This is a genomic window from Limibacillus sp. MBR-115 (assembly GCF_040549425.1).
GTDB lineage: Bacteria > Pseudomonadota > Alphaproteobacteria > Kiloniellales > CECT-8803 > Limibacillus > Limibacillus halophilus.
The window spans coordinates 84,824-106,722 of record NZ_JBEPTJ010000003.1; the positions used below are offsets into that span (position 1 = coordinate 84,824).

Genomic DNA, 21,899 nt, shown 5'->3' on the forward strand with positions numbered 1-21,899 from the left:
TTTTCGCCGGGATCAAGCCACTCCCTGCTCTGAGCGCGGGTTCGCCAACCACAGGGACAGGGCGTCCGCGCCGATCAGATAGACACCTAAGCGGCCTAGTTGATTCAACGCGATATCATCGACCTGACAACCGGCCGCATCCGGCACCACGATGACCCTGTAGTCCCGGGCGCAGGCTTCATAAACCGTGGGCCGAACGCCACATTCAAAATCGCTGCCGATCACAACCACTGTGGTGGCGTTTCCCCTACGAACGTATTCGTCCAACCGGGTGCTATAGAACGCGCCCCAACGCGGTTTACAAAAGGCCCATTCATTTGGTCCAAGCTCCTGAGCGTCTCCCTCCAGAAGCTTCAGCGCGTTCAAACGCTTATGACCATCGGGTGCAATTCCGTCCACTAGCTCAGCACCGGAAGTTCCCGGCATGAGGACGCGCATGCCCTCTTCGACCGCTTGGCGGCGAGAACGCTCAACATTGGATCCGTCCGGCAGAAAAAAGCGGACGCTGTGATAGATGGGCAATCCAGCCCTTCTAAAAGCCGATACCACCGTTGCGCATTGACCTATGCATCGTCCAGCCGAACAGCGCGTCAGGGGCGAATTGGGCTCTAGAAAGTCACGCTGCAAATCACTGGTAACCAGAACCACATGTTGGCGCTCTGGGACCGTATAGTCTGCCATCTGTACTTATTGCCTCCAAGAAGTCCTGGCCAATCAAGGCCAGCAGATTTCTACAATCTGTCCTAATGCGGACCATACTCCGGGATGAACGGGGAACAAGGGCGAAAGAGTCATAACTGCATTCGCCTCAGCGCATAAGCACCCAAGGAATGACGACAAAGCCTCACTAATCCTTGCTATCCCGCTTTGATTTTTCCGCGCGCAGACGCTGAAAATAGGCTAGGCGCTTGTGGATTTCCCGCTCAAATCCCCGTTCGACAGGCTGATAAAATTCCTGCCGCTCCATTCCATCGGGAAAATAGTTCTGCCCGGAAAAGCCATCCTTCTGATTATGGTCGTAGGCATACCCCTCCCCATAACCCAGATCCTTCATCAACCCCGTAGGTGCATTGAGAATATGCAGTGGCGGCGCTAGCGAACCTGTGTCCCTGGCAGCCCGGCTTGCTGCCTTGAAAGCGCTGTAGCTCGCATTGGATTTTGGTGCTGTTGCCAGGTAAAGCACGACCTGAGCCAGTGCCAACTCGCCCTCAGGCGACCCAAGCCGTTCGTAGGTTTGCCACCCGGCAAGAGCTTGCTGGACGGCCTGCGGATCGGCGAGAGCTACATCCTCGACAGCAAAACGTGTGAGCCGTCTGGCAATGAACCTTGGATCCTCGCCTCCTGCCAGCATGCGTGCAAACCAGTAAAGAGCGGCATCCGCATCCGAACCGCGCAGCGACTTATGCAGGGCGGAAATAAGGTTATAGTGTTCTTCCCGGTTCTTGTCGTAAACCGGCGCGCGCTTTTGAACCAGATTGGTCAGTGCTTGGGTGTTCATCGCCTCAGTGCTGCCCGCAGCTTCGATCGCCTCGACAAGATTGAGCAGATACCGACCATCGCCGTCGGCCATGGCCCTAAGACTGCTGCGCGCCTCACCATCAAGCGGCAGGGCGTGTCCCAACTCTCTCTCAGCGCGCGTGAGCAGAGCCTCCAGAGCCTCATCGTCCAATCGGCGGAGCACGAAAACCTGGCAGCGCGACAACAAAGCGGCGTTAAGCTCAAATGACGGGTTTTCGGTCGTGGCGCCGACAAGAATGACTGTCCCGTCTTCCACATAAGGGAGAAAGCCATCCTGCTGTGCACGATTGAACCGGTGTATTTCGTCGACGAAAAGGAGTGTGCCCTGCCCGCCGATACGACGTTGCCGGGCTCGTTCGAAGACCTTCTTCAGGTCTGCAACACCGGAAAAAACCGCGGACAGCGGTTCAAACTCCAAACCGCATCCTTCCGCCAGCAAACGCGCAATCGTCGTTTTACCGCAACCCGGCGGCCCCCAGAGCAGCAAGGAGGTCAAGCGGCCACGTGCCACCATTCGACCAATCGGTGCTTCGTCTCCCAACAAATGCGACTGCCCAACCACATCAACCAATCGTGCCGGGCGCAAGCGGTCGGCGAGCGGCCTTGGCGCGTTGGAATCGAAGAGCCCGGCCATCAATCTAAGTCCTAGAAAGTAACATCGAGGGAAAGCAACCTGCCGCCTCGTTCAATCTGCACTTGCCAACGAGGTCCTCCCTCCGCGAGCAAACTCTGTAACTGTTCGGTGGATTCTACTCGGCGTTTGTTCACCTGAACGACAATATCCCTGGGCTTCAGACCACTGCGTGCGGCCGGACTGCCGCGATAGGTTCCCAACACAACCACGCCGCTCCAGGCCCCCTGTAGCTCGATCTCCTCGGCAAGGCGGGGCGATAGATTGGCGACCTTGGCACCTGCCAACGGGTTGCTGCCATCCATGACACGTTGATCCGGCTCCGGCTTATCCGGTGCCGGGTCCAGTTTCATTTCAAGCAGCAATTCCTTTTGCCGCCGCCACACGCGCAAAGGCATCATCGAGCCCATCTTCCCCGTGGCAATCCGGAACCGCAGACTCTCAAGATCAAGAACCGGTTGACCACCGGCATCCAGAATGACATCGCCGCTCTTCAAGCCTGCTATCTCGGCATTCCCGCCCTTGAACACCTCGTTGACCACAACGCCGCCGGGCCGTCGTAGACCGAATCCTTCCGCCAAATCGAGCGACAGGTCTTGCCCGACAAAGCCTAGCCAGGGGCGCACCACCCGTCCCCCCATCCCGGCGCTGGCAATGATGGTGCGGACCATGTTTGACGGCACCGCAAAACCAATACCTATGGAACCTCCGCTGCGCGAATAGATCGCGCTATTGATGCCGATCAGGCGACCATCCATGGTCACCAGAGCGCCGCCGGAGTTTCCGGGATTGATGGCTGCATCGGTCTGAATGAAGAAATTGAAATCGCTAATCCCAACCCGCGTCCGCGCAAGGGCCGACACAATTCCGCTGGTTACCGTTTGCCCTACTCCAAAGGGATTGCCGATCGCCAACACCAAGTCACCGACCTCGATATCATCCGAATCCCGTAACTCCAGGAACGGCAACAGTTCGTCACCGGATTGCACCTTCAAGAGCGCCAAATCGGTTTGCTCATCATCGACTATCAGTTCTGCGGCGAACTCGCGGCGGTCCGCCAAGACGACCTTGATCTCGTCCGCACCGGCAATCACGTGATGATTCGTAATGATGAGACCAGATGGATCAACGATCACACCGGAACCAAGAGCATTCTGCTTTCGCTCTTTCTCGGGAACTTTGAAGGTGTCGCCAAAGAAACGCTTAAAGAAGGGATCGTCGAACAACGGCGACGACGGCCGACTGCGCGTAACCCGGGACGTGAAGATGTTCACGACAGCAGGCGCGGCCTTTTTAACCACCGGCGCAAAGGAAAGCTGGATCTCTTCCTGACTGGACGGCACCTGTTGCGCCAGCGCACTAGCCGGGCCCCAACTCACAACCTGCAGCATCATGAACAACGAGCCAAGAAGGGCTATCGGTGAAAGTTTGATCATTGACGTCGGGTCCCTTGGTCAGTGCTTCTACACTTTCAAAGTACAGCTCAACAGTTAGGCAATCCAAAGGCGCCAGAAAAGGAAAAAGGCGGTCCAGGTAGGACCGCCTTTCTCAGATCAATTCTGACCGACCTCGATACCGAACTCAGGCCTCTGCCTCATCGCCGTCGTCCGCAAGCTGTACCGGGCCGGAGTCCAGGCCCTTGGCTTCCGGATCGCGATCCACGAGCTCGATGACGGCCATCGGCGCCGCATCACCATAGCGGAACCCAGCCTTCAGAACGCGAGAGTATCCACCCTTACGGTCCTTGTAGCGCTCGCCGAGGATATCGAAAAGCTTGGTGACCATGGCGTCATCGCGCAACTGCGCAAAAGCCTGACGGCGCGCATGCAGGTCGCCGCGCTTTGCCAGCGTGATCAGGGGATCGATTACCCGTCGCAGATCCTTTGCCTTGGGCAGGGTCGTCTTGATCTGCTCGTGCTTGATCAGGGCGTTGGCGAGATTGGCAAACATCGCCTTGCGGTGCGACGTCGTACGATTGAAACGACGACCGGAAAATCCGTGACGCATGATCCTCTAACTCCTCTTAATCCTGGCATCGCAGCGCGAAGCCGATTTCGCGACCACCTCGCCCGCCACGCCCGAAACTCCAGGCTTCCTTTGCGGTACGAAGGGCTTGGGTCACCGTGACCCGATATCAATTTACTTAGTAGGGCTCTTCCAATTTCTTGGCGAGTTCCTCGATGTTCTCGGGCGGCCAATTCGGGATTTCCATTCCCAAATGCAGGCTCATCTGCCCCAGAACTTCCTTGATTTCATTCAGCGACTTGCGGCCGAAGTTCGGCGTGCGAAGCATCTCGGCTTCCGTCTTCTGAACCAGATCGCCGATGTAGACGATGTTGTCGTTCTTCAAGCAGTTTGCCGAACGGACGGACAGCTCCAGTTCATCAACCTTGCGAAGCAGGTTCTTGTTGAACGGGGGTTCGCTTTCCTTGTCCTCGGCAACCCGTGCCTGGGGCTCCTCAAAGTTGATGAAAAGCTGCAATTGGTCCTGCAGAATACGCGCGGCCAATGCCACGGCATCCTCCGGCGAAACCGCGCCATTGGTCTCAACTTCCATGGTCAACATGTCGTAGTCGGTTACCTGACCAACGCGCGTATTCTCAACCTTGTAGGCAATCCGGCGTACCGGCGAGAAAACCGCATCGACCGGGATCAGTCCGATCGGCGCATCCTCGGGGCGGTTCATCGAGCTTGCGACATATCCCTTGCCGGTATCGACCGTCAATTCCATGTCGAGCCGCGCGCCATCATCGAGCGTGCAGATCACCAGGTCAGGATTCATGACCTCAATGTCATGGCCCGCCTCTATCTGACTTGCAGAAACCTCACCCGGGCCATCGGCGCGCAACCGCATACGCTTGGGACCTTCACCGTGCATACGCAAAGCAATCTGCTTTACGTTCAAGACGATGTCTGTCACGTCCTCGCGGACACCCTGGATCGAAGAAAATTCATGCAGGACACCGTCGATTTGAATAGACGTGACCGCTGCACCTTGCAGGGACGACAGCAGAACGCGCCGCAACGCATTGCCGAGCGTCTGGCCAAAACCGCGTTCCAGCGGCTCGGCAACAACTTTGGCAAAGCGCGTCGCATCATGACCCGACTGAACATCAAGCTTCTGCGGCTTGATCAAATCGGTCCAATTTTTCTGCAAGGCCTGTGTCTGTTCTTTGATAGCCGACTGGGACATGGGAACCTACTGCCTCTCTAATACGGGAGGCGACAGCCCAAAATGGCGTCGCCTACCTTCATAACACTCTGTGACTATCAGGGCCGCTCTAAGCCGCCCCAGCGCCAACGGCAGTTAGGCCGATGGCGATAAACGAATTAAACCCGACGCTTCTTCGGCGGACGACATCCGTTGTGCGGAATTGGCGTTACGTCCTTGATCGCCGTAATCTGGAAGCCAACGGCCTGCAACGCACGCAGTGCGGATTCGCGGCCGGATCCCGGGCCCTTCACATTGACTTCAAGGATCTTCATCCCATGCTCTTGGGCTTTCCGGCCAGCGTCTTCCGCCGCCACCTGAGCCGCATAGGGCGTGGATTTCCGAGAGCCTTTAAAGCCCTGCCCGCCCGCCGACGACCAGGCAATCGCGTTGCCCTGAACATCGGTGATGGTGATGATCGTGTTGTTAAAGCTCGCATTCACGTGCGCAATACCAGAACTGATGTTCTTGCGCTCGCGACGGCGCATCTTCTGCGGGGCCTTGGCCATGGTTTATTCCTTAACCTTTCGTCCGACGCAATCCGTCAGGGTTACTTCTTCTTACCGGCAATTGCCTTAGCCGGGCCCTTACGAGTCCTGGCATTGGTGTGGGTGCGCTGACCCCGCACGGGCAAGCCCTTGCGGTGACGCAGTCCGCGATAAGAGCCGAGGTCCATCAGACGCTTGATGTTCATCGCTACTTCGCGGCGCAGATCGCCTTCCACCAGGTAGTCCCGGTCGATGGTCTCGCGGATACGAACGATCTCGTCGTCCGTCAATTCGTTTACCCGACGTTCCTCGGGAATGCCCACCTGACCACAAATATCCACGGCCTTCGTGCGACCGATGCCATGGATCGACGTCAGAGCGATATGCACCCGCTTGTTCGTCGGAATGTTGACGCCAGCAATACGTGCCACGTCGAACTCCTCTTACCTTGCGTTAATCCACCTGGGGATACGAAAGCCCCTTGCTCCCGTATCGCCACCCAAAAACGGCAATAGCCGCTCGTTCCGAACACGGGCGGCTCCGGGTGCGCGGATTATAGGATTCCGCCGCGCCCTGTCAACCACCGCGAAACGTCTTCGTCTCAGTGCAGGACAGCTTTGATCTGTCGTGTCACCTCGTCGATGTCCGCCATTCCATCCACGGCATCCAAAACGCCCCGCTCCCGGTAGTACGGGAGGATCGGCGCTGTCTGCGCATGATAAATCTCCAACCGTGCCCGCACGGTTTCCTCATTGTCGTCGGCGCGCCGCTTAAACTCGGTGCCGCCACAGAAATCACAAACTCCGTCAACCCGGGGGAGCTGAAACCGATCATGGTACCCAGCGCCGCATCTCGAGCAGGAGAACCGACCGGTGATTCGCTCAATCAAAGCGGCTTCGTCGACCGTTAGCTCCACTACGTGGTTAAGCGTCAAACCCCTGCGCTCCAGCATCACATCAAGTGCGCGCGCCTGAGCTTCAGTCCGAGGAAAACCATCCAGAATGAAACCCTTGTCGCAATCCGGCTGGCCGATCCTCGATTCGATCATACCCACCATCAAATCGTCCGGCATGAACTGGCCGGCGTCCATAATCTCCTTGGCCTGCCGCCCGAGCACGCTTCCGGACGCAACCTCGGCGCGCAGCATGTCGCCCGTAGAGAGCTGAACCAGCCCGTAAGCGTCTTCCAATCGTTTCGCCTGTGTACCTTTTCCCGCCCCTGGTGGGCCCAGGAGAATGATATTCATCGACGCCTTCCCCGCAGCTTGCTCTTTTTGATCAGCCCTTCGTATTGATGCGCCAGCAGATGCGAATGAATCTGGCCCACTGTATCCAGCGTGACGGACACCACGATCAGAAGGCTCGTACCACCGAAGTAGAACGGCACCGCATAGCTCGAGATCAACATTTCGGGCAGCAAACAGACCACTGTCAGGTAGAGAGCGCCCACACAGGTCAAGCGAGTCAGAATGTAATTCAAATACTCGGCTGTATTCTTGCCCGGACGAATTCCGGGAACGAAGCCACCATGCTTCTTCAGATTCTCGGCCGTGTCCTCCGGATTGAACACGATAGAGGTATAGAAGAAGGTGAAGAACAGGATCAATCCGCCGTAAAGCAGCATGTAAAGCGAACCGCCCCGCCCGAGGTGGGCCGTGATCGTCGATAGCCACTCAGGCCCTGCGCCACCTGAGAAACCAGCGACCGTCAAAGGCATCAACAACAAGGACGAAGCAAAAATCGGCGGAATGACGCCCGAGGGGTTCAGCTTCAGCGGCAGGTGGGAGGATTCGCCGCCAAACATGCGGTTACCGACCTGACGCTTGGGATACTGCACGACCACCCGACGCTGCGCGCGTTCCATGAACACGATGAAAGCAACGACGCCGACGGACATGATCAGCAAGAAAATGATGAACAGCGTCGACAAGGCGCCGGTGCGACCCAATTCGAGCGTTCCCGCCAAAGCAGACGGCAGGTTCGCCACAATTCCGGCCATGATGATCAACGAAATACCGTTGCCGATACCGCGCTGTGTGATCTGTTCGCCCAACCACATCAAGAACATGGTGCCACCGGTCAGCGAAACTACCGTTGTCAGACGGAAAAGCATGCCTGGGTCGATGACCGCAGAACCCGAGGGGCCCTGCATGTTCTCAAGACCAATGGAAATACCATATGCCTGAACGGCGGCCAGAAGCACGGTGCCATAACGGGTATATTGATTGATCTTCTTACGGCCGGCCTCGCCTTCCTTCTTCAGCGCTTCCAGCTTCGGCGATACGGCCGTCATCAACTGCATGATGATAGAGGCTGAAATGTAAGGCATGATGTTCAGAGCGAAGATCGTCATGCGCTCAAGCGCACCGCCCGAGAACATGTTGAACATGCCAAGAATACCACCGCCCTGCTGCTGGAAAATAGCACCCAGCGCAGCGGGATCGATGAAAGGCATGGGAATGTATGTCCCCAAACGATAAACGACCAAAGCCGCAAGCGTGAACCAGATACGCTTCTTCAGCTCAGTCGCCTTCGAAAAGGCGCCCCAGTTCACATTCGCGGCTAATTGTTCGGCAGCAGAGGCCATTTACCCATCACCTTCCGCGCTGACGCGCTTTGCTCAGGCGTCTTTTTTCTTCTTCTTCTCTTCGGCAACAACCGGCGCCGCCAAAAGCGTCACCTTACCACCGACCTTTTCGACCGCAGCTAGGGCGCCCTTTGTCGCACCCGAAACCGTGATGTCGATCTTCGCCTTCAGTTCCCCCTTACCCAGCAAGCGAACACCGTCACGGACCTGCTTGAAGAAACCAGCAGCTTGCAGGACTTCCGCATTGATTGGCTTTTTCGCGTCGATCTTACCCGCATCGACCGCCTCTTGCAGACGACCGATGTTGACCTCGACGAAATCCTTGCCGAACAGGTTCTTGAAACCGCGCTTGGGCATCCGGCGGTAGATTGGCATCTGGCCACCTTCAAAACCCTTGTTCACGGCGCCGGAGCGCGCCTTGGCGCCCTTGTGACCACGCCCGGAGGTCTTACCAAGACCCGAGCCGATGCCACGACCGACGCGCTTGGGCTCCTTGCGGGCACCTGCGTTATCGGAAAGCTGGTTCAGTTTCATCTTATTCTTCCCATTCCCTCCGTCGGATCATTGGCAGCGCCCCAAAGCGCCCCGGCCCAAACGGCGAGTTAAAAGCGTTTAAACTCAGGCTTCACCCTCAACGCGCACGAGATGGGCGACCTTATTGATCATCCCGCGCACAGCAGCGGTATCTTCCAATTCGCGCGTGCGATGCATCTTGCCAAGGCCCAACCCGACCAAGGTCTGATGCTGGTCCTTTGGACGGCCGATCGAACTGCCGGTCTGCGTGACGATCACAGTCGCTTTACTTTGCTTAGCCATCTTCAACGTCCTTCTGTTCAGGCCGCGCTCTCGTCGGCGTCACGTCGGCCTTCGAGAATGTCGCTTACCTTCTTACCGCGGCGCTGGGCCACCATACGCGGGCTTGCACAGTTGTTCAGACCATCAAAGGTTGCCCGAATCATGTTGTGCGGATTGGCGCTGCCAACCGACTTGGCAACGACGTCTTGCACACCCAAAGCCTCGAAAATGGCGCGCATCGGACCGCCGGCGATGATACCCGTACCTGGCTCAGCCGCCCGCATCACGACCAGCCCGGCACCGTAGTGACCGTGTACATCGTGATGCAGAGTGCGCCCCTCGCGCAGAGGAACGCGCACCATGCTGCGTTTGGCGGCCTCGGTCGCCTTGCGGATCGCCTCGGGGACCTCACGGGCCTTACCATGCCCGAAACCTACCCGTCCCCTGCCGTCGCCGACAACCATCAGTGCGGCGAAGCCGAACCGACGGCCACCCTTGACCACCTTGGCGACGCGATTGATTCCGACCAGCTTCTCAATGAGATCGCTGTCTTCGCGGCCGCGTTCTTCGCGTGGAGCTCGTGCCATTACCTGATTCCCTTAAAAGTCCAGTCCGCCTTCACGCGCGGCATCCGCCAGCGCCTTGATGCGGCCGTGAAAAATGAAGCCACCACGGTCGAATACGACCTGCTTTACACCGGCGGCGGTGGCGCGCTTGGCAACCAGCTTACCGACGGCAGCGGCAGCGGCAGAATCGGCGCCGCCCTTACCGCTGGAACGCAGTTCCTTATCGACGGTCGAAGCCGAGGCGACTGTTACGCCCTTAGCATCGTCAATGACCTGGGCATAAATATGACGGCCAGAACGATGGACCGACAAGCGCGGACGACCGTTGCTGTGCTTGAGAAGCGCGGAACGCACACGCAACTTGCGGCGTTTGCGCAGTTCGTTTGGCGACTTCATTTCTTTTTGCCTTCCTTGCGCAAGATGTACTCATCCGAATAGCGCACACCTTTACCCTTGTAGGGCTCAGGCGGACGGTATGCGCGAATTTCCGCGGCAACCTGGCCAACAACCTGCTTATCCGCACCGGTAATGCTGATCGATGTCGGCTTTTCGCAGGTCACCGTAATCCCGTCAGGGATCGGGTGGAGTACGTCATGGCTGAAACCGAGCTGCAGATTGAGCGCCTTGCCCTGAACCTGCGCACGATAGCCAACGCCGGTAATCTCCAGGTTTTTCGTGAAACCCTCGGAGACACCCTGCACGAGGTTCTGGATTCGCGCGCGCGTCGTACCCCAAAGAGCCCGCGCCTGCTTCGACTCATTGCAAGGCTTTATCCAAACCTTGCCGTCGTTGACAGACATCTCGACCTCGTCGGTTGCCTTGAAGCTGAGTTGCCCGAGCTTCCCTTTGGCCGTTACCAAAGCGCCATTGAGGGTAACCTCAACGCCGCTCGGGATCTCGACCGGATTTTTGCCTATGCGGGACATAGTCTATTCCCTTTGCCTTTCTTCGGATCCACGCCCGCGTCTTAGTAGACGCGGCAGAGGATCTCTCCGCCAACATTCTGTGCCCGTGCTTCATGATCCGAAAGAACGCCACGCGGCGTTGACAGGATCGTAACACCGAGACCGTTGAAGTAGCGCGGCAGCTCCTTGATCTTGGAGTAAACCCGCCGACCCGGACGGGAAACGCGGGCGATCTCTTGAATCACCGGACGTCCGTCATGGTACTTCAGCTCGATGTTGATGGTGCTATGGCCGGGTTCACCATCCTTGACCTGATAGTCACGGATGTAACCTTCGCGCTTCAGCACCGCCAGCACGTTCAGGCGTAGATTCGATTTCGGCGCCACTACAGTGGTATGACCCGCGCTCTGCGCGTTGCGGATACGGGTCAACAAATCCCCGAGAGGATCGCTCATCGACATTGCGCGATTCCTTTCCTACCAGCTCGCTTTGGTCATGCCCGGGATCTGACCGATCGAGGCCAGGTCACGCAGGGCAATCCGCGACATCTTCAACTTGCGATAATAGCCACGTGGCCGACCTGTAAGCTGGCAGCGATTGCGCACACGCATACGGGATCCGTCGCGTGGCAATTGAGCAAGCTTCAGGTAGGCCTCGAACCGTTCCTCAGGTGCGAGTTCACGGTTACGGGCAATGGAACGCAGGGCCTGGCGTTTGTTCGACTGCTGCTTGGCCATGCGTATACGCCGTTTGTTTTTCTCAATAGCGCTCTTTTTTGCCATTTTTTTCTACCCTCTCCCGTTCTCAGCTTTTTGAGAACGGCAATTCGAAACCGCGCAGGAGTGCACGGGCTTCATCATCCGTCTTCGCCGAGGTGCAAATAATGATGTCCATCCCTCGAATTTCGTCCACGCGGTCGTAGTCGATTTCCGGGAAGATGAGCTGTTCTTTGACACCCATGGCGTAGTTGCCGCTCCCGTCGAAGCTCTTCGGGTTCAACCCGCGGAAGTCACGGGTACGCGGCAGCGCTATCGTCACCAGACGGTCGAGAAACTCGTACATTCTCTCGCCACGCAAGGTTACCTTCGCACCAATTGGCATTCCCTCGCGCAGCTTGAAGCCGGCGATGGATTTCCGGGCGTGGGTCACGACGGCCTTCTGGCCCGCGATGGTCGTCAGTTCCTCGGCGGCCGCTTTGACCTTCTTGGAATCCTGAGTGGCCTTACCCACACCCATGTTCAGAACAATCTTCTCCAGCTTCGGCACGGCATGAACGTTCTTGTATCCAAGTTCATCCATCAGCTTCTGCCGAAGGGAGGTTTCGTAATGCTCACGCAAGCGCGCTTTCATGGTCTCTCTCCGCCCTTGCTCAATCAATGGCCTCGCCCGACAGGCGGGCGACACGGATTTTGCGGCCTTCGACCACTTTGAAGCCCACACGGGTCGGCTTCTTCTCGCGCGGGTCGATATGGGCCACGTTCGAGACGTGGATCGGAGCTTCTTTCTCCTCGATCCCGCCCTGGCTCGTGGGTGTCGCACGCTGGTGACGCCTCACCATGTTCACGCCGGCGACAAGAACGCGGGACTCAGCAGGCATCACCCGCAAAATCTCGCCTTCCTTACCCTTATCGCGACCGGTCAGTACAATGACCCGGTCGCCCTTCTTAACTTTCATCTTTACGGCCATCACAGCACCTCTGGGGCCAGCGAGACGATCTTCATGAAATTCTTGGCGCGCAACTCGCGAGTCACCGGCCCGAAGATACGCGTGCCAATCGGCTCGCCCTGCTTATTAATAAGAACCGCGGCATTGCGATCGAAACGAATGACAGAGCCATCCGGACGCCGAATGTCATAAGCTGTGCGCACGATCACAGCGCGGTGCACCGTTCCCTTTTGCACACGGCCACGGGGAATCGCTTCCTTAACGGAAACAACAATGATGTCACCAATACCCGCGGTCTTGCGCTTAGAACCGCCCAACACCTTGATGCACTGGACACGGCGCGCGCCGGAGTTATCGGCAACATCCAGGTTTGACTGCATCTGGATCATCGGTCCGGACCCTTTCTACTAACTTACTATCTCAGCCAATTTCCGAGTGCCGCCGATCACGCGCCGGCTACATCCTGAGTGGCGCCGGTAGCGTTGATAACCTTCCAGGACTTCGTCTTGGAAATCGGACGGCATTCCTCGATCTGCACAACGTCGCCAACCTTGTACTGGTTGACCTCGTCATGGGCATGATAGCGCTTGGAACGCTTGATAAACTTCTTGTACAGCGGATGCATGATGCGACGCTCGACAAGAACGGTCACCGTCTTGTCGGTCTTATCACTCACCACGACACCTTGCAAAACACGACGCGGCATCGACCCTTACTCCCCGGCTTCCGCCGTTTGCTTCCCACCCAAGGTCGTCTTGATACGCGCAATATCGCGACGCACCTGACGCACACGGGCGGTGTTCTCGAGCTGTCCGCTCGCCTGCTGGAACCGCAGGTTGAACTGTTCTTTCTTCAACTGGACGAGCTGTTCCTTAAGCTCGTCCTGGCTCTTGGCCCTGATTTCTTCGGCCTTCATCTTCAGCCTCCTTCACCCAAGCGGGTGACGAATTTTGTCTGCACCGGCAGCTTGGCGGCGGCCAGGCGGAAGGCCTCTTCAGCCATCGGGCGCGTCACGCCATCCAGCTCAAAAAGCACCCGGCCGGGCTTCACGCGGACTGCCCACCACTCGACCGAACCCTTACCCTTACCCTGACGGACTTCGGCAGGCTTCGAGGTGATCGGCACATCCGGGAATACCCGGATCCAGAGTTTACCAATACGCCGCATGTGGCGAGTGATCGCACGGCGCGCCGCTTCGATCTGACGAGCCGATACACGGCCCGGCTCCATCGCCTTCATGCCATAAGCGCCAAATTGCACGGTGGTACCGCCCTTGGCGGTGCCGTGAATACGGCCCTTATGTTGCTTCCTAAACTTCGTACGCTTTGGCTGCAGCATCTTTCTATTCCTCTAGCCTCGCGGCCCTTCCAAACGGTGCGTAATCAACCACGCGGTTGAACGCCCTGCTGACCTTCCGTCTGGCGCTTTTCGTGAGCCATCGGATCGTGGGCCAAAATCTCGCCCTTGAAGATCCAAACCTTGACGCCGCAGGTGCCATAGGTCGTCTTCGCAGTGGCTTCACCATAATCAATATCGGCACGCAGTGTGTGCAACGGCACCCGGCCCTCGCGGTACCACTCGGTCCGTGCGATTTCCGCACCGCCCAAGCGACCGGCGCAGTTGATACGGATACCCTCGGCGCCCAGGCGCATCGCCGACTGAACGGCACGCTTCATCGCGCGGCGGAAAGCCACACGGCGTTCCAACTGCGAGGAAATATTCTCCGCGACCAACTTCGCATCGAGCTCCGGCTTGCGGATCTCCATGATGTTCAGCGCCACGTCGCTGCCAGTGATCTTCTGCAGATCTTGGCGCAGCTTCTCAATGTCGGCGCCCTTCTTCCCGATGATCACACCGGGACGCGCACTATGAATCGTGATCCGCGCGCGCTTGGCGGGTCGTTCGATGACAACCTTTGACAAACCGGCCTGCGGCAAACGCTCTTCTAAATATTTGCGCAGCTGCAAATCCTCGTGCAACAGGTCGCCATAGCGGCCGTCTGCGAACCAACGAGAATCCCACGTGCGGTTGATACCGACACGAAGACCGATCGGATTGACCTTATGACCCATTACGCCGTCTCCTCGCGCTCACGAACGATGATCGTCAGGCGGCTCCAGGGCTTCAAAATCTTGCCCATGCGCCCCCGCGCCCGCGCCCGGAAGCGCTTCATTACAAAAGACTTGCCGACCGAGGCCTCAGCTATCACGAGCCTATCCACGTCCAGCTGGTGATTGTTCTCTGCGTTGGCAATCGCCGACTGCAACACCTTTCTCACATCCACCGCGATCCGGCGCTTGGAGAAAGTAAGCTGGTTCAAGGCTGCCTCGGCGCTCATTCCACGAATGGAAGCGGCGACCAGGTTTAACTTGCGCGGGCTGGTGCGCAGATTCGTGGCGACGGACATCGCCTCGTTCTCTGCTACCCGGCGCGGTGCGCTACTCTTGCCCATCGTCCTTAACCCCTCTTCGCCTTCTTGTCCGCGGTGTGACCGTAGTAGGTACGCGTCGGCGCGAACTCGCCAAACTTGTGCCCAACCATCTGTTCGGTCACCAAAACCGGCAGGAACTTCTGGCCGTTGTAGACGCCGAAGGTCAAACCGACGAAATGCGGCATGATCGTCGAACGACGTGACCAGGTCTTAATGATCTCATTGCGCCCAGACTGACGAGAGGCATCCGCTTTCTTGAGCAGATAGCCATCGACGAAAGGGCCTTTCCAAACCGAGCGAGCCACGGTCAAGCTCCCTTATTTCTTCGCATGACGGCGGCGCACAATCAGGCCATCCGTCTTCTTGTTGTGACGCGTTTTTGCGCCCTTGGTCGGCCGACCCCACGGGGTTACCGGATGACGACCGCCCGAAGTGCGACCCTCACCACCACCATGTGGATGATCAACCGGGTTCATGGCCACGCCGCGCACGGATGGACGCTTGCCCAACCAGCGCTTGCGACCGGCTTTTCCGAGTTTCACGTTGCCCTGATCCGGGTTAGACACGGCACCAATCGTGGCCATGCACTCACCGCGAACCATACGGACCTCGCCGGAGCTCAAACGCAACAACGCATAACCACCGTCGCGACCGACGAGCTGCACATATGTTCCTGCCGAACGAGCGATCTGCCCGCCCTTGCCGGACTTCAGCTCAACGTTGTGCACGATGGTGCCGACCGGGATCGACTTAAGCGGCATGGCGTTGCCCGGCTTTACGTCGACACGCTCGCCGGCGACGACCTTGTCGCCCGCCTTCAAACGTTGCGGCGCCAGAATGTAGGTTTGCTCGCCATCCTCATAGGTCACCAATGCAATGAACGCGGTACGATTCGGATCGTATTCCAACCGCTCAATCGTCCCGACCACATCGAACTTGCGACGCTTGAAGTCGACCAAACGATACCGGCGCTTTGAACCGCCACCGATACGGCGAGCCGTAATGCGACCGGTGTTGTTTCGTCCACCGGACTTCGTCAAACCTTCGGTCAGCGCCTTAACAGGCTTGCCCTTGTACAGATCCGAACGATCGACCTGCACCAGATTCCGAAGACTGGGCGTTACCGGATTGAATGTCTTCAATGCCATGACTTTAGACCCCCGTGGTCACGTCGATGGAGTGACCCTCTGCCAGGGTCACATAGGCTTTCTTAGTGTCCGGACGCCGACCAATGATGCCACGGAAGCGCTTGATCTTACCCTTGGCCCGCAGCGTATTGACCGCCTCGACCTTGACCTTGAACAACGCTTCGACAGCCGCCTTGATCTCCGGCTTGGAGGCATCCAGGGGAACCTGGAACACCACCTGATTATGCTCGGAAGCGAAGGTCGTCTTTTCAGTCACGACCGGGCTAACCACCAAGTCGTACTTGCGCGCCTCGCTCACCTTGATCTCGTCCTTACGGACAGCACGTCCCTTGCTCATTTCAGTCGAGCCTCCAGCGCTTCAACCGCATCTTTGGTCAGGACCAAGGTATCGCGGCGTAGAATGTCATACACGTTGGCGCCCTGCTGCGGCAGCACGTCGACGCCCGGCAAGTTGCGTGCGGCGCGCGCGAAGTTTTCATCCAACTGCGTTCCGCCGATCACCAGCACAGAGGCCCAACCAAGCGTCTCAAAACGCCCACGGAGGTCCTTCGTCTTGTGTTCCTTGGCGACAGCAGCGTCGAGAATGATCAGCTTGCCTTCGGCAGCCTTCGCCGACAGCGCCGTCTTCAACGCCAGCTTGCGAACCTTCTTCGGCAGGTCGAAGGCGTGATCGCGTACACGCGGACCATGCGCCTGGCCACCGCCACGGAAGATGTTCGCCCGGATGCTGCCGTGACGAGCCCGACCGGTTCCCTTCTGCCGGAAAATCTTCCGGGTCGAACCAGAAACCTCGCCCCGCTCCTTCACCTTGTGGGTGCCGGCACGGCGCTTGGCGAGCTGCCAATTAACCATGCGCGCCAAGAGATCCTTGCGCGTCGGCAGTGCGAAGATCTCGTCAGCGAGATCAATGTCACCGGCCTTCTTATTGTCCAGAGTTGTAACCGGGGCCTTCATCGTTATGCGTCCTTCTCTTCCTCAGCCGGAGCTTCGGCGGCAGGTGCCTCAGCCGGCTCCGCCTCGGTCGCTGCCGCGGCGCTCGCCGAACTCTTCAGACCCGCGGGGAACGGCAGACCTTCCGGCGCCGCACGCTTCACCGCATCGCGAATGAGAACCCAACCACCCTCGGAGCCCGGAACGGCACCACGAACCAGAATCAAGCCACGGTCCTCATCGACCTCAACCACTTCAAGATTGAGCGTCGTAACACGGTGAGCGCCCATGTGCCCGGCCATCTTCTTACCCTTAAAGACGCGGCCGGGGTCCTGGTTGTTACCCGTTGAACCATGACTACGGTGGGAAACCGACACGCCGTGACTGGCGCGCAAGCCACCGAAGTTATGACGCTTCATGACACCGGCGAAGCCTTTACCAATCGACGTCCCGGTCACATCCACATATTGACCCGGCACGAAGTGCGCAGCGGAAAGCTCCGCGCCAACCTCAAGCACCGCATCAGGCGCCACGCGGAACTCCGCGACATTGCGCTTGGGCTCGACCTTTGCCTTGGCGAAGTGACCGCGCAGACCCTTGGTCGTATTCTTGACCTTCGCCTTACCCGCACCGAGCTGCACGGCGACGTAGCCGTCCTTTTCCTCGTTGCGGACGGCGACTACCTGGCAGTCGTCCACCTTGAGCACCGTCACGGGAACCTGATTCCCCTCACCGGTGAAAACTTGGGTCATGCCCAGTTTCTGTACAATCAGGCCGGTTCGCATGGCCTTATCCCTTCAACTTGATCTCAACATCCACACCGGCAGCCAGGTCGAGCTTCATCAGCGCGTCCACTGTCTGCGGCGTCGGATCGACAATGTCGAGAAGACGCTTATGCGTGCGCATCTCGAACTGCTCACGGCTCTTCTTATCGATGTGCGGCCCGCGCAGCACGGTGAAACGCTCGATCCTCGTGGGTAGAGGGATCGGGCCACGCACCTGCGCGCCGGTCCGCTTTGCGGTATTGACGATCTCATGGGTCGACTGATCGAGGACCCGGTGATCGAACGCCTTCAGGCGTATGCGGATATTTTGGCTTTCCATGGCGGTATCGCCCGTCCTTCGTTCCCGACGCCCTACCGCCGAAGCGGTAGGGGTCAGAGGGTTATTCCAAATCTTTACTTAACGACCGCGGAGACGACGCCGGCACCGACGGTGCGGCCGCCCTCACGGATAGCGAAACGCAGGCCTTCGTCCATGGCGATCGGCGCGATCAACTCGACTTCCATCGCCACGTTGTCGCCCGGCATCACCATCTCCGTGCCAGACGGCAGGGAGACAACACCCGTCACGTCCGTCGTCCGGAAGTAAAACTGCGGACGATAGTTCGTGAAGAACGGCGTATGACGGCCGCCCTCTTCCTTCGTCAGAATGTAAGCCTCGGCCTTGAAGTTCGTGTGCGGCGTGATCGAGCCCGGCTTCGCCAGAACCTGACCGCGCTCAACGTCCTCGCGTCCAACACCGCGCAGCAGCGCACCGATGTTGTCGCCCGCCTCGCCCTGATCCAGAAGCTTGCGGAACATCTCAACGCCCGTCACAACCGTCTTCTGCGTGTCGCGCAGGCCGACGATCTCAACTTCCTCGCCAACCTTCACCACACCACGCTCAATTCGGCCCGTCACAACCGTGCCACGGCCCGAAATCGAGAACACATCCTCAATCGGCATCAGGAACGGCGTGTCCTTCGGACGCTCCGGCGCCGGAATGTAAGCGTCAACCTGACGCATCAGCTCAAGAATCGCATCGTGACCCAAGGCCTTGTCGCTGTCCTCAAGCGCCGCAAGCGCCGAGCCCTTCACAACAGGAATATCGTCGCCCGGGAAATCATACGACGACAGAAGCTCGCGAACCTCTAGCTCAACAAGCTCCAACAACTCCTCGTCGTCAACCATGTCGCACTTGTTCAAAAATACGCAGATCGCAGGAACACCAACCTGGCGAGCCAACAAAATGTGCTCGCGCGTCTGTGGCATCGGACCGTCCGCCGCAGACACAACCAAAATCGCCCCGTCCATCTGCGCCGCGCCCGTGATCATGTTCTTCACGTAGTCAGCGTGACCAGGACAATCAACGTGCGCGTAGTGACGGTTCTCCGTCTCATACTCAACGTGCGCCGTCGAAATCGTGATACCACGAGCCTTCTCCTCCGGCGCCTTGTCAATCGCGTCGTACGCCGTGAAGGTCGCTCCACCCGTCTCCGCCAATACCTTCGTGATCGCAGCCGTCAATGACGTCTTGCCATGGTCAACGTGACCGATCGTTCCCACGTTCACGTGCGGCTTGTTACGCTGAAACTTCTCTTTCGCCATCTTACCGATCTCCGTTCAAGCTTGCGCTTTAAAATCTGTCTTAATCGAACAACCCACTGGGTGATCCACTGGAACTCCCCTTGGGCCGTCAGGCCATCTTTGCGACCACCTCGTCAGCAACGGCCTGCGGCACGCGCTCGTAATGGTCAAAGTGCATGGTGTACTGGGCACGCCCCTGGCTCATCGACCGGAGGGTGTTGACGTAACCAAACATGTTCGCCAGCGGAACCATCGCGTTCAGCACTCGGGCATTACCCCGCTGATCCATCGAATTGACGTTACCGCGGCGAGAATTCAAATCGCCGATGATGTCGCCCATGTACTCTTCAGGCGTCACCACCTCTACCTTCATCATGGGCTCGAGCAACGTCGGCTTGGCTTTCTGCACACCTTCGCGGAAAGCCGCGCGGGCTGCGATTTCAAAGGCCATCACGCTCGAATCGACGTCGTGCGACGCACCGTCGATCAGACTCGCCTTAAAGTCAATCACCGGGAAACCGGCAATCACACCATTGACCATCGCGGTCTCGATACCGTGTTGAACACCCGGGATATATTCCCGTGGCACGGAGCCACCGGAAATCGCGTTCTCGAACACGAAACCTGAACCGGGCTCCAAGGGCTCGAACACGATCTTAACGCGGGCATACTGACCAGAACCGCCAGTCTGTTTCTTGTGCGTGTAATCAACTTCTGCGCGCTGTCCCAGGGTCTCGCGATAAGCAACCTGAGGTGCGCCGACGTTCGCTTCCACCTTAAACTCACGCCGCATACGATCGACAATGATGTCCAGGTGCAACTCGCCCATGCCCTTGATGACCGTCTGGCCGCTCTCGGGATCGCTTGCCACCTGGAAAGAAGGATCCTCCTGCGCCAAACGCTGCAGGGCCTGCCCCATCTTCTCTTGGTCGGCTTTCGTTTTCGGCTCCACAGCAACTTCGATCACGGGCGCCGGGAACTCCATACGCTCCAGAATGATCGGGTGGGCGCTGTCACAAAGCGTCTCACCAGTCGTGGAATCCTTCAGGCCAACCAGCGCGACGATGTCGCCTGCCATGGCCTCATCAATTTCCTCGCGGTGGTTCGAATGCATAAGCAACATACGTCCGACACGCTCTTTACGATCTTTGACCGAGTTCAGGACCTGTGTGCCCTTCGTCAGCTTGCCCGAATAGACACGTACGAAGGTCAGCGAACCGACAAAAGGATCGGTCATGATCTTGAATGCCAACGCCGACAAGGGGGCATCGTCCTCAGGAGGACGGGTAATCGTCTCGTCGCTGTCCGGCTTCACGCCGCGCATCGGCGGTACGTCGACAGGACTTGGAAGGAAGTCCACGACACCGTCCAACAGCGGCTGAACGCCCTTGTTCTTGAAAGCAGAGCCACAGAACACCGGAACAAACTTAAGCGTCGTGCAACCCTTGCGGATACATGCCTTTAGCGTCGCCTCGTCAGGCTCGGTGCCATCAAGATAAGCCTCCATCGCGGCATCGTCCTGCTCGACAGCCAACTCGATAAGCTTCTCACGGTACTCGGCCACCTGCTCTGCGTACTCGGCAGGAACATCGACCTCATCGAACTTCGCGCCAAGAGACTCGTCATGCCAGATCAGCGCCTTGTTCTTCACGAGGTCGATGATGCCCTCAAACTCGGACTCGGAGCCGATAGGCAACTGACACACCGCCGGAACGGCGCCCAGGCGATCAACGATCATGTCGACGCAACGGAAGAAGTTCGCGCCGATGCGGTCCATCTTATTGACGAAGCAAATGCGCGGAACTTTGTACTTATCGGCCTGCCGCCACACGGTTTCGGACTGCGGTTCAACACCGGCCACCGAGTCAAACACCGCAACGGCGCCATCGAGCACACGCAAGGAACGCTCGACCTCAATGGTGAAGTCGACGTGTCCGGGCGTATCGATGATGTTCACACGGTGGTCACGCCAGAAGGTAGTCGTCGCAGCAGACGTAATCGTGATGCCACGCTCCTGCTCCTGCTCCATCCAGTCCATGACCGCGGTGCCCTCGTGGACCTCGCCGATCTTGTAGGATTTGCCCGTGTAAAACAGAATGCGCTCAGTCGTCGTCGTCTTACCGGCATCGATGTGGGCCATGATGCCGATATTGCGGTAGCGATTGAGCGGGGTTTGACGGCCAGCCATAACGAACCTCTTTTACCAGCGGTAATGGGAGAAGGCCTTATTGGCCTCCGCCATACGGTGGGTATCTTCACGCTTCTTCACGGCAGCGCCGCGGCTGTTAGCCGCATCGATCAACTCGTTAGCCAAGCGATCGACCATCGTCAGCTCGCTGCGCGCCCGGGCCGCACCAATCAGCCAGCGGATCGCCAAGGCTTGCGCACGGTCGTGGCGCACCTCGACGGGAACCTGATAGGTCGCACCACCAACGCGGCGAGAACGCACTTCCAGCTCCGGCTTGATGTTGTCCAGGGCTTCGTGGAACACCTTTACGGGGTCGCCCTTGGTCTTCCCTTCGATCTGATCGAAGGCACCATAGACGATACCCTCAGCGACGGACTTCTTGCCGTCCAGCATCAGGTTGTTCATGAACTTCGAAAGCACCACGTCACCGAACTTCGGGTCCGGCAGGATCTGGCGCTTCTCGGCACTATGACGACGCGACATAGCTT

The 21,899-nt window shown here is 58.3% G+C and carries 33 protein-coding genes; all 33 read right to left on the reverse strand.

What is annotated here, in order from left to right; all coding sequences use genetic code 11:
• Nucleotides 1-12: 12 nt before the first annotated feature.
• A complete protein-coding gene (locus ABIE63_RS07140) occupies nt 13-681 on the reverse strand; it encodes a cysteine hydrolase (protein ID WP_354503772.1) in 669 nt (222 codons plus the stop codon).
• Between the two features lie 166 nt (nt 682-847).
• Complete coding sequence (locus tag ABIE63_RS07145) at nt 848-2,152, reverse strand: replication-associated recombination protein A (protein ID WP_354503773.1); 1,305 nt, start codon at nt 2,150-2,152, stop codon at nt 848-850.
• A gap of 11 nt (nt 2,153-2,163) precedes the next feature.
• The gene (locus ABIE63_RS07150; RefSeq protein ID WP_354503774.1) at nt 2,164-3,585 is read right to left on the reverse strand and encodes a DegQ family serine endoprotease; all 1,422 of its coding nucleotides are present in this window, start codon (nt 3,583-3,585) and stop codon (nt 2,164-2,166) included.
• A 145-nt stretch (nt 3,586-3,730) separates the two neighbouring features.
• Nucleotides 3,731-4,156, reverse strand: a complete 426-nt coding sequence (rplQ, locus tag ABIE63_RS07155; protein ID WP_183416516.1) for a 50S ribosomal protein L17 — start codon at nt 4,154-4,156, stop codon at nt 3,731-3,733.
• 136 nt (nt 4,157-4,292) lie between these two features.
• Nucleotides 4,293-5,342, reverse strand: a complete 1,050-nt coding sequence (locus ABIE63_RS07160; protein WP_183416515.1) for a DNA-directed RNA polymerase subunit alpha — start codon at nt 5,340-5,342, stop codon at nt 4,293-4,295.
• A 137-nt stretch (nt 5,343-5,479) separates the two neighbouring features.
• Nucleotides 5,480-5,869, reverse strand: coding sequence for a 30S ribosomal protein S11 (rpsK, locus tag ABIE63_RS07165; protein ID WP_183416514.1), 390 nt, complete (start codon nt 5,867-5,869; stop codon nt 5,480-5,482).
• 41 nt (nt 5,870-5,910) lie between these two features.
• A complete protein-coding gene (rpsM, locus tag ABIE63_RS07170) occupies nt 5,911-6,279 on the reverse strand; it encodes a 30S ribosomal protein S13 (protein ID WP_183416513.1) in 369 nt (122 codons plus the stop codon).
• Nucleotides 6,280-6,449: 170 nt separating this feature from the next.
• Nucleotides 6,450-7,094 (reverse strand): adenylate kinase, encoded by a 645-nt coding sequence (locus ABIE63_RS07175; protein WP_354503775.1) that lies wholly within the window; start codon nt 7,092-7,094, stop codon nt 6,450-6,452.
• On the reverse strand, nt 7,091-8,434 hold the full coding sequence (gene secY, locus ABIE63_RS07180; protein WP_183416511.1) for a preprotein translocase subunit SecY: 1,344 nt from the start codon (nt 8,432-8,434) through the stop codon (nt 7,091-7,093). The genes ABIE63_RS07175 and secY overlap by 4 nt, the downstream gene beginning before the upstream one ends.
• A 33-nt stretch (nt 8,435-8,467) precedes the next feature.
• Nucleotides 8,468-8,968 (reverse strand): 50S ribosomal protein L15, encoded by a 501-nt coding sequence (gene rplO, locus ABIE63_RS07185; protein ID WP_183416510.1) that lies wholly within the window; start codon nt 8,966-8,968, stop codon nt 8,468-8,470.
• Nucleotides 8,969-9,052: 84 nt separating this feature from the next.
• Entirely contained in the window at nt 9,053-9,250 is a 198-nt protein-coding gene (rpmD, locus tag ABIE63_RS07190) for a 50S ribosomal protein L30 (protein ID WP_183416509.1), read from the reverse strand.
• Between the two features lie 17 nt (nt 9,251-9,267).
• Nucleotides 9,268-9,816, reverse strand: coding sequence for a 30S ribosomal protein S5 (gene rpsE, locus ABIE63_RS07195; RefSeq protein ID WP_183416508.1), 549 nt, complete (start codon nt 9,814-9,816; stop codon nt 9,268-9,270).
• A 12-nt stretch (nt 9,817-9,828) separates the two neighbouring features.
• Nucleotides 9,829-10,191 (reverse strand): 50S ribosomal protein L18, encoded by a 363-nt coding sequence (gene rplR, locus ABIE63_RS07200; protein WP_183416507.1) that lies wholly within the window; start codon nt 10,189-10,191, stop codon nt 9,829-9,831.
• Complete coding sequence (rplF, locus tag ABIE63_RS07205) at nt 10,188-10,721, reverse strand: 50S ribosomal protein L6 (RefSeq protein WP_183416506.1); 534 nt, start codon at nt 10,719-10,721, stop codon at nt 10,188-10,190. Before rplF ends, rplR begins: the two co-directional genes overlap by 4 nt.
• 41 nt (nt 10,722-10,762) lie before the next feature.
• Nucleotides 10,763-11,161, reverse strand: coding sequence for a 30S ribosomal protein S8 (rpsH, locus tag ABIE63_RS07210; protein ID WP_183416505.1), 399 nt, complete (start codon nt 11,159-11,161; stop codon nt 10,763-10,765).
• A gap of 15 nt (nt 11,162-11,176) precedes the next feature.
• A complete protein-coding gene (gene rpsN, locus ABIE63_RS07215) occupies nt 11,177-11,482 on the reverse strand; it encodes a 30S ribosomal protein S14 (RefSeq protein WP_183416504.1) in 306 nt (101 codons plus the stop codon).
• Nucleotides 11,483-11,504: 22 nt separating this feature from the next.
• The gene (rplE, locus tag ABIE63_RS07220; protein WP_354503778.1) at nt 11,505-12,050 is read right to left on the reverse strand and encodes a 50S ribosomal protein L5; all 546 of its coding nucleotides are present in this window, start codon (nt 12,048-12,050) and stop codon (nt 11,505-11,507) included.
• Between the two features lie 19 nt (nt 12,051-12,069).
• A complete protein-coding gene (rplX, locus tag ABIE63_RS07225; protein WP_354503779.1) occupies nt 12,070-12,387 on the reverse strand; it encodes a 50S ribosomal protein L24 in 318 nt (105 codons plus the stop codon).
• On the reverse strand, nt 12,387-12,755 hold the full coding sequence (rplN, locus tag ABIE63_RS07230) for a 50S ribosomal protein L14 (protein ID WP_183416501.1): 369 nt from the start codon (nt 12,753-12,755) through the stop codon (nt 12,387-12,389). The genes rplX and rplN overlap by 1 nt, the downstream gene beginning before the upstream one ends.
• Before the next feature lie 56 nt (nt 12,756-12,811).
• A complete protein-coding gene (gene rpsQ / locus ABIE63_RS07235) occupies nt 12,812-13,072 on the reverse strand; it encodes a 30S ribosomal protein S17 (protein ID WP_183416500.1) in 261 nt (86 codons plus the stop codon).
• 6 nt (nt 13,073-13,078) lie between these two features.
• Nucleotides 13,079-13,282 carry a 50S ribosomal protein L29 gene (gene rpmC / locus ABIE63_RS07240; RefSeq protein WP_183416499.1) on the reverse strand — a complete coding sequence of 68 codons (204 nt, stop codon included), beginning with the start codon at nt 13,280-13,282 and terminating at the stop codon, nt 13,079-13,081.
• 2 nt (nt 13,283-13,284) lie between these two features.
• Entirely contained in the window at nt 13,285-13,704 is a 420-nt protein-coding gene (gene rplP, locus ABIE63_RS07245; RefSeq protein ID WP_183416498.1) for a 50S ribosomal protein L16, read from the reverse strand.
• A gap of 44 nt (nt 13,705-13,748) precedes the next feature.
• A complete protein-coding gene (gene rpsC, locus ABIE63_RS07250; RefSeq protein WP_183416497.1) occupies nt 13,749-14,438 on the reverse strand; it encodes a 30S ribosomal protein S3 in 690 nt (229 codons plus the stop codon).
• Entirely contained in the window at nt 14,438-14,818 is a 381-nt protein-coding gene (gene rplV, locus ABIE63_RS07255; RefSeq protein ID WP_183416496.1) for a 50S ribosomal protein L22, read from the reverse strand. The genes rpsC and rplV overlap by 1 nt, the downstream gene beginning before the upstream one ends.
• Before the next feature lie 5 nt (nt 14,819-14,823).
• The gene (gene rpsS / locus ABIE63_RS07260; protein ID WP_183416495.1) at nt 14,824-15,102 is read right to left on the reverse strand and encodes a 30S ribosomal protein S19; all 279 of its coding nucleotides are present in this window, start codon (nt 15,100-15,102) and stop codon (nt 14,824-14,826) included.
• A gap of 12 nt (nt 15,103-15,114) precedes the next feature.
• Nucleotides 15,115-15,945, reverse strand: a complete 831-nt coding sequence (gene rplB, locus ABIE63_RS07265) for a 50S ribosomal protein L2 (protein WP_183416494.1) — start codon at nt 15,943-15,945, stop codon at nt 15,115-15,117.
• Between the two features lie 4 nt (nt 15,946-15,949).
• Nucleotides 15,950-16,282, reverse strand: a complete 333-nt coding sequence (locus tag ABIE63_RS07270) for a 50S ribosomal protein L23 (RefSeq protein WP_183416493.1) — start codon at nt 16,280-16,282, stop codon at nt 15,950-15,952.
• Nucleotides 16,279-16,899, reverse strand: coding sequence for a 50S ribosomal protein L4 (rplD, locus tag ABIE63_RS07275; protein ID WP_183416492.1), 621 nt, complete (start codon nt 16,897-16,899; stop codon nt 16,279-16,281). The genes ABIE63_RS07270 and rplD overlap by 4 nt, the downstream gene beginning before the upstream one ends.
• A 2-nt stretch (nt 16,900-16,901) precedes the next feature.
• Nucleotides 16,902-17,660: a 50S ribosomal protein L3 gene (rplC, locus tag ABIE63_RS07280; RefSeq protein ID WP_183416491.1), complete on the reverse strand. Its 759-nt coding sequence runs from the start codon at nt 17,658-17,660 to the stop codon at nt 16,902-16,904.
• A gap of 4 nt (nt 17,661-17,664) precedes the next feature.
• On the reverse strand, nt 17,665-17,979 hold the full coding sequence (rpsJ, locus tag ABIE63_RS07285; protein ID WP_183416490.1) for a 30S ribosomal protein S10: 315 nt from the start codon (nt 17,977-17,979) through the stop codon (nt 17,665-17,667).
• 74 nt (nt 17,980-18,053) lie between these two features.
• A complete protein-coding gene (gene tuf / locus ABIE63_RS07290; protein WP_354503781.1) occupies nt 18,054-19,244 on the reverse strand; it encodes an elongation factor Tu in 1,191 nt (396 codons plus the stop codon).
• An 88-nt stretch (nt 19,245-19,332) separates the two neighbouring features.
• On the reverse strand, nt 19,333-21,411 hold the full coding sequence (gene fusA / locus ABIE63_RS07295) for an elongation factor G (protein WP_354503782.1): 2,079 nt from the start codon (nt 21,409-21,411) through the stop codon (nt 19,333-19,335).
• A 12-nt stretch (nt 21,412-21,423) separates the two neighbouring features.
• Nucleotides 21,424-21,894, reverse strand: a complete 471-nt coding sequence (gene rpsG / locus ABIE63_RS07300; RefSeq protein ID WP_183417844.1) for a 30S ribosomal protein S7 — start codon at nt 21,892-21,894, stop codon at nt 21,424-21,426.
• Nucleotides 21,895-21,899 lie beyond the last annotated feature (5 nt).

Coding starts and splice junctions, on each gene's coding strand:
- rplX (WP_354503779.1), bottom strand. CDS start 12,387: ATGGCCGTAAAGATGAAAGTTAAGAAGGGCGACCGGGTCATTGTACTG.
- ABIE63_RS07175 (WP_354503775.1), bottom strand. CDS start 7,094: ATGAATATCATTCTCCTGGGCCCACCAGGGGCGGGAAAAGGTACACAG.
- rpsG (WP_183417844.1), bottom strand. CDS start 21,894: ATGTCGCGTCGTCATAGTGCCGAGAAGCGCCAGATCCTGCCGGACCCG.
- ABIE63_RS07150 (WP_354503774.1), bottom strand. CDS start 3,585: ATGATCAAACTTTCACCGATAGCCCTTCTTGGCTCGTTGTTCATGATG.
- rplV (WP_183416496.1), bottom strand. CDS start 14,818: ATGGGCAAGAGTAGCGCACCGCGCCGGGTAGCAGAGAACGAGGCGATG.
- rpmC (WP_183416499.1), bottom strand. CDS start 13,282: ATGAAGGCCGAAGAAATCAGGGCCAAGAGCCAGGACGAGCTTAAGGAA.
- rplE (WP_354503778.1), bottom strand. CDS start 12,050: ATGAAAGCGCGCTTGCGTGAGCATTACGAAACCTCCCTTCGGCAGAAG.
- rpsH (WP_183416505.1), bottom strand. CDS start 11,161: ATGTCGATGAGCGATCCTCTCGGGGATTTGTTGACCCGTATCCGCAAC.
- rplF (WP_183416506.1), bottom strand. CDS start 10,721: ATGTCCCGCATAGGCAAAAATCCGGTCGAGATCCCGAGCGGCGTTGAG.
- rplR (WP_183416507.1), bottom strand. CDS start 10,191: ATGAAGTCGCCAAACGAACTGCGCAAACGCCGCAAGTTGCGTGTGCGT.
- ABIE63_RS07160 (WP_183416515.1), bottom strand. CDS start 5,342: ATGTCCCAGTCGGCTATCAAAGAACAGACACAGGCCTTGCAGAAAAAT.
- rpsN (WP_183416504.1), bottom strand. CDS start 11,482: ATGGCAAAAAAGAGCGCTATTGAGAAAAACAAACGGCGTATACGCATG.
- ABIE63_RS07145 (WP_354503773.1), bottom strand. CDS start 2,152: ATGGCCGGGCTCTTCGATTCCAACGCGCCAAGGCCGCTCGCCGACCGC.
- rpmD (WP_183416509.1), bottom strand. CDS start 9,250: ATGGCTAAGCAAAGTAAAGCGACTGTGATCGTCACGCAGACCGGCAGT.
- rplC (WP_183416491.1), bottom strand. CDS start 17,660: ATGCGAACCGGCCTGATTGTACAGAAACTGGGCATGACCCAAGTTTTC.
- secY (WP_183416511.1), bottom strand. CDS start 8,434: ATGGCCTCTGCTGCCGAACAATTAGCCGCGAATGTGAACTGGGGCGCC.
- rplQ (WP_183416516.1), bottom strand. CDS start 4,156: ATGCGTCACGGATTTTCCGGTCGTCGTTTCAATCGTACGACGTCGCAC.
- rplO (WP_183416510.1), bottom strand. CDS start 8,968: ATGAAACTGAACCAGCTTTCCGATAACGCAGGTGCCCGCAAGGAGCCC.
- fusA (WP_354503782.1), bottom strand. CDS start 21,411: ATGGCTGGCCGTCAAACCCCGCTCAATCGCTACCGCAATATCGGCATC.
- rplN (WP_183416501.1), bottom strand. CDS start 12,755: ATGATCCAGATGCAGTCAAACCTGGATGTTGCCGATAACTCCGGCGCG.
- rpsE (WP_183416508.1), bottom strand. CDS start 9,816: ATGGCACGAGCTCCACGCGAAGAACGCGGCCGCGAAGACAGCGATCTC.
- tuf (WP_354503781.1), bottom strand. CDS start 19,244: ATGGCGAAAGAGAAGTTTCAGCGTAACAAGCCGCACGTGAACGTGGGA.
- ABIE63_RS07140 (WP_354503772.1), bottom strand. CDS start 681: ATGGCAGACTATACGGTCCCAGAGCGCCAACATGTGGTTCTGGTTACC.
- rplB (WP_183416494.1), bottom strand. CDS start 15,945: ATGGCATTGAAGACATTCAATCCGGTAACGCCCAGTCTTCGGAATCTG.
- rpsC (WP_183416497.1), bottom strand. CDS start 14,438: ATGGGTCATAAGGTCAATCCGATCGGTCTTCGTGTCGGTATCAACCGC.
- rplP (WP_183416498.1), bottom strand. CDS start 13,704: ATGCTGCAGCCAAAGCGTACGAAGTTTAGGAAGCAACATAAGGGCCGT.
- rpsQ (WP_183416500.1), bottom strand. CDS start 13,072: ATGCCGCGTCGTGTTTTGCAAGGTGTCGTGGTGAGTGATAAGACCGAC.
- rplD (WP_183416492.1), bottom strand. CDS start 16,899: ATGAAGGCCCCGGTTACAACTCTGGACAATAAGAAGGCCGGTGACATT.
- rpsJ (WP_183416490.1), bottom strand. CDS start 17,979: ATGGAAAGCCAAAATATCCGCATACGCCTGAAGGCGTTCGATCACCGG.
- ABIE63_RS07270 (WP_183416493.1), bottom strand. CDS start 16,282: ATGAGCAAGGGACGTGCTGTCCGTAAGGACGAGATCAAGGTGAGCGAG.
- rpsK (WP_183416514.1), bottom strand. CDS start 5,869: ATGGCCAAGGCCCCGCAGAAGATGCGCCGTCGCGAGCGCAAGAACATC.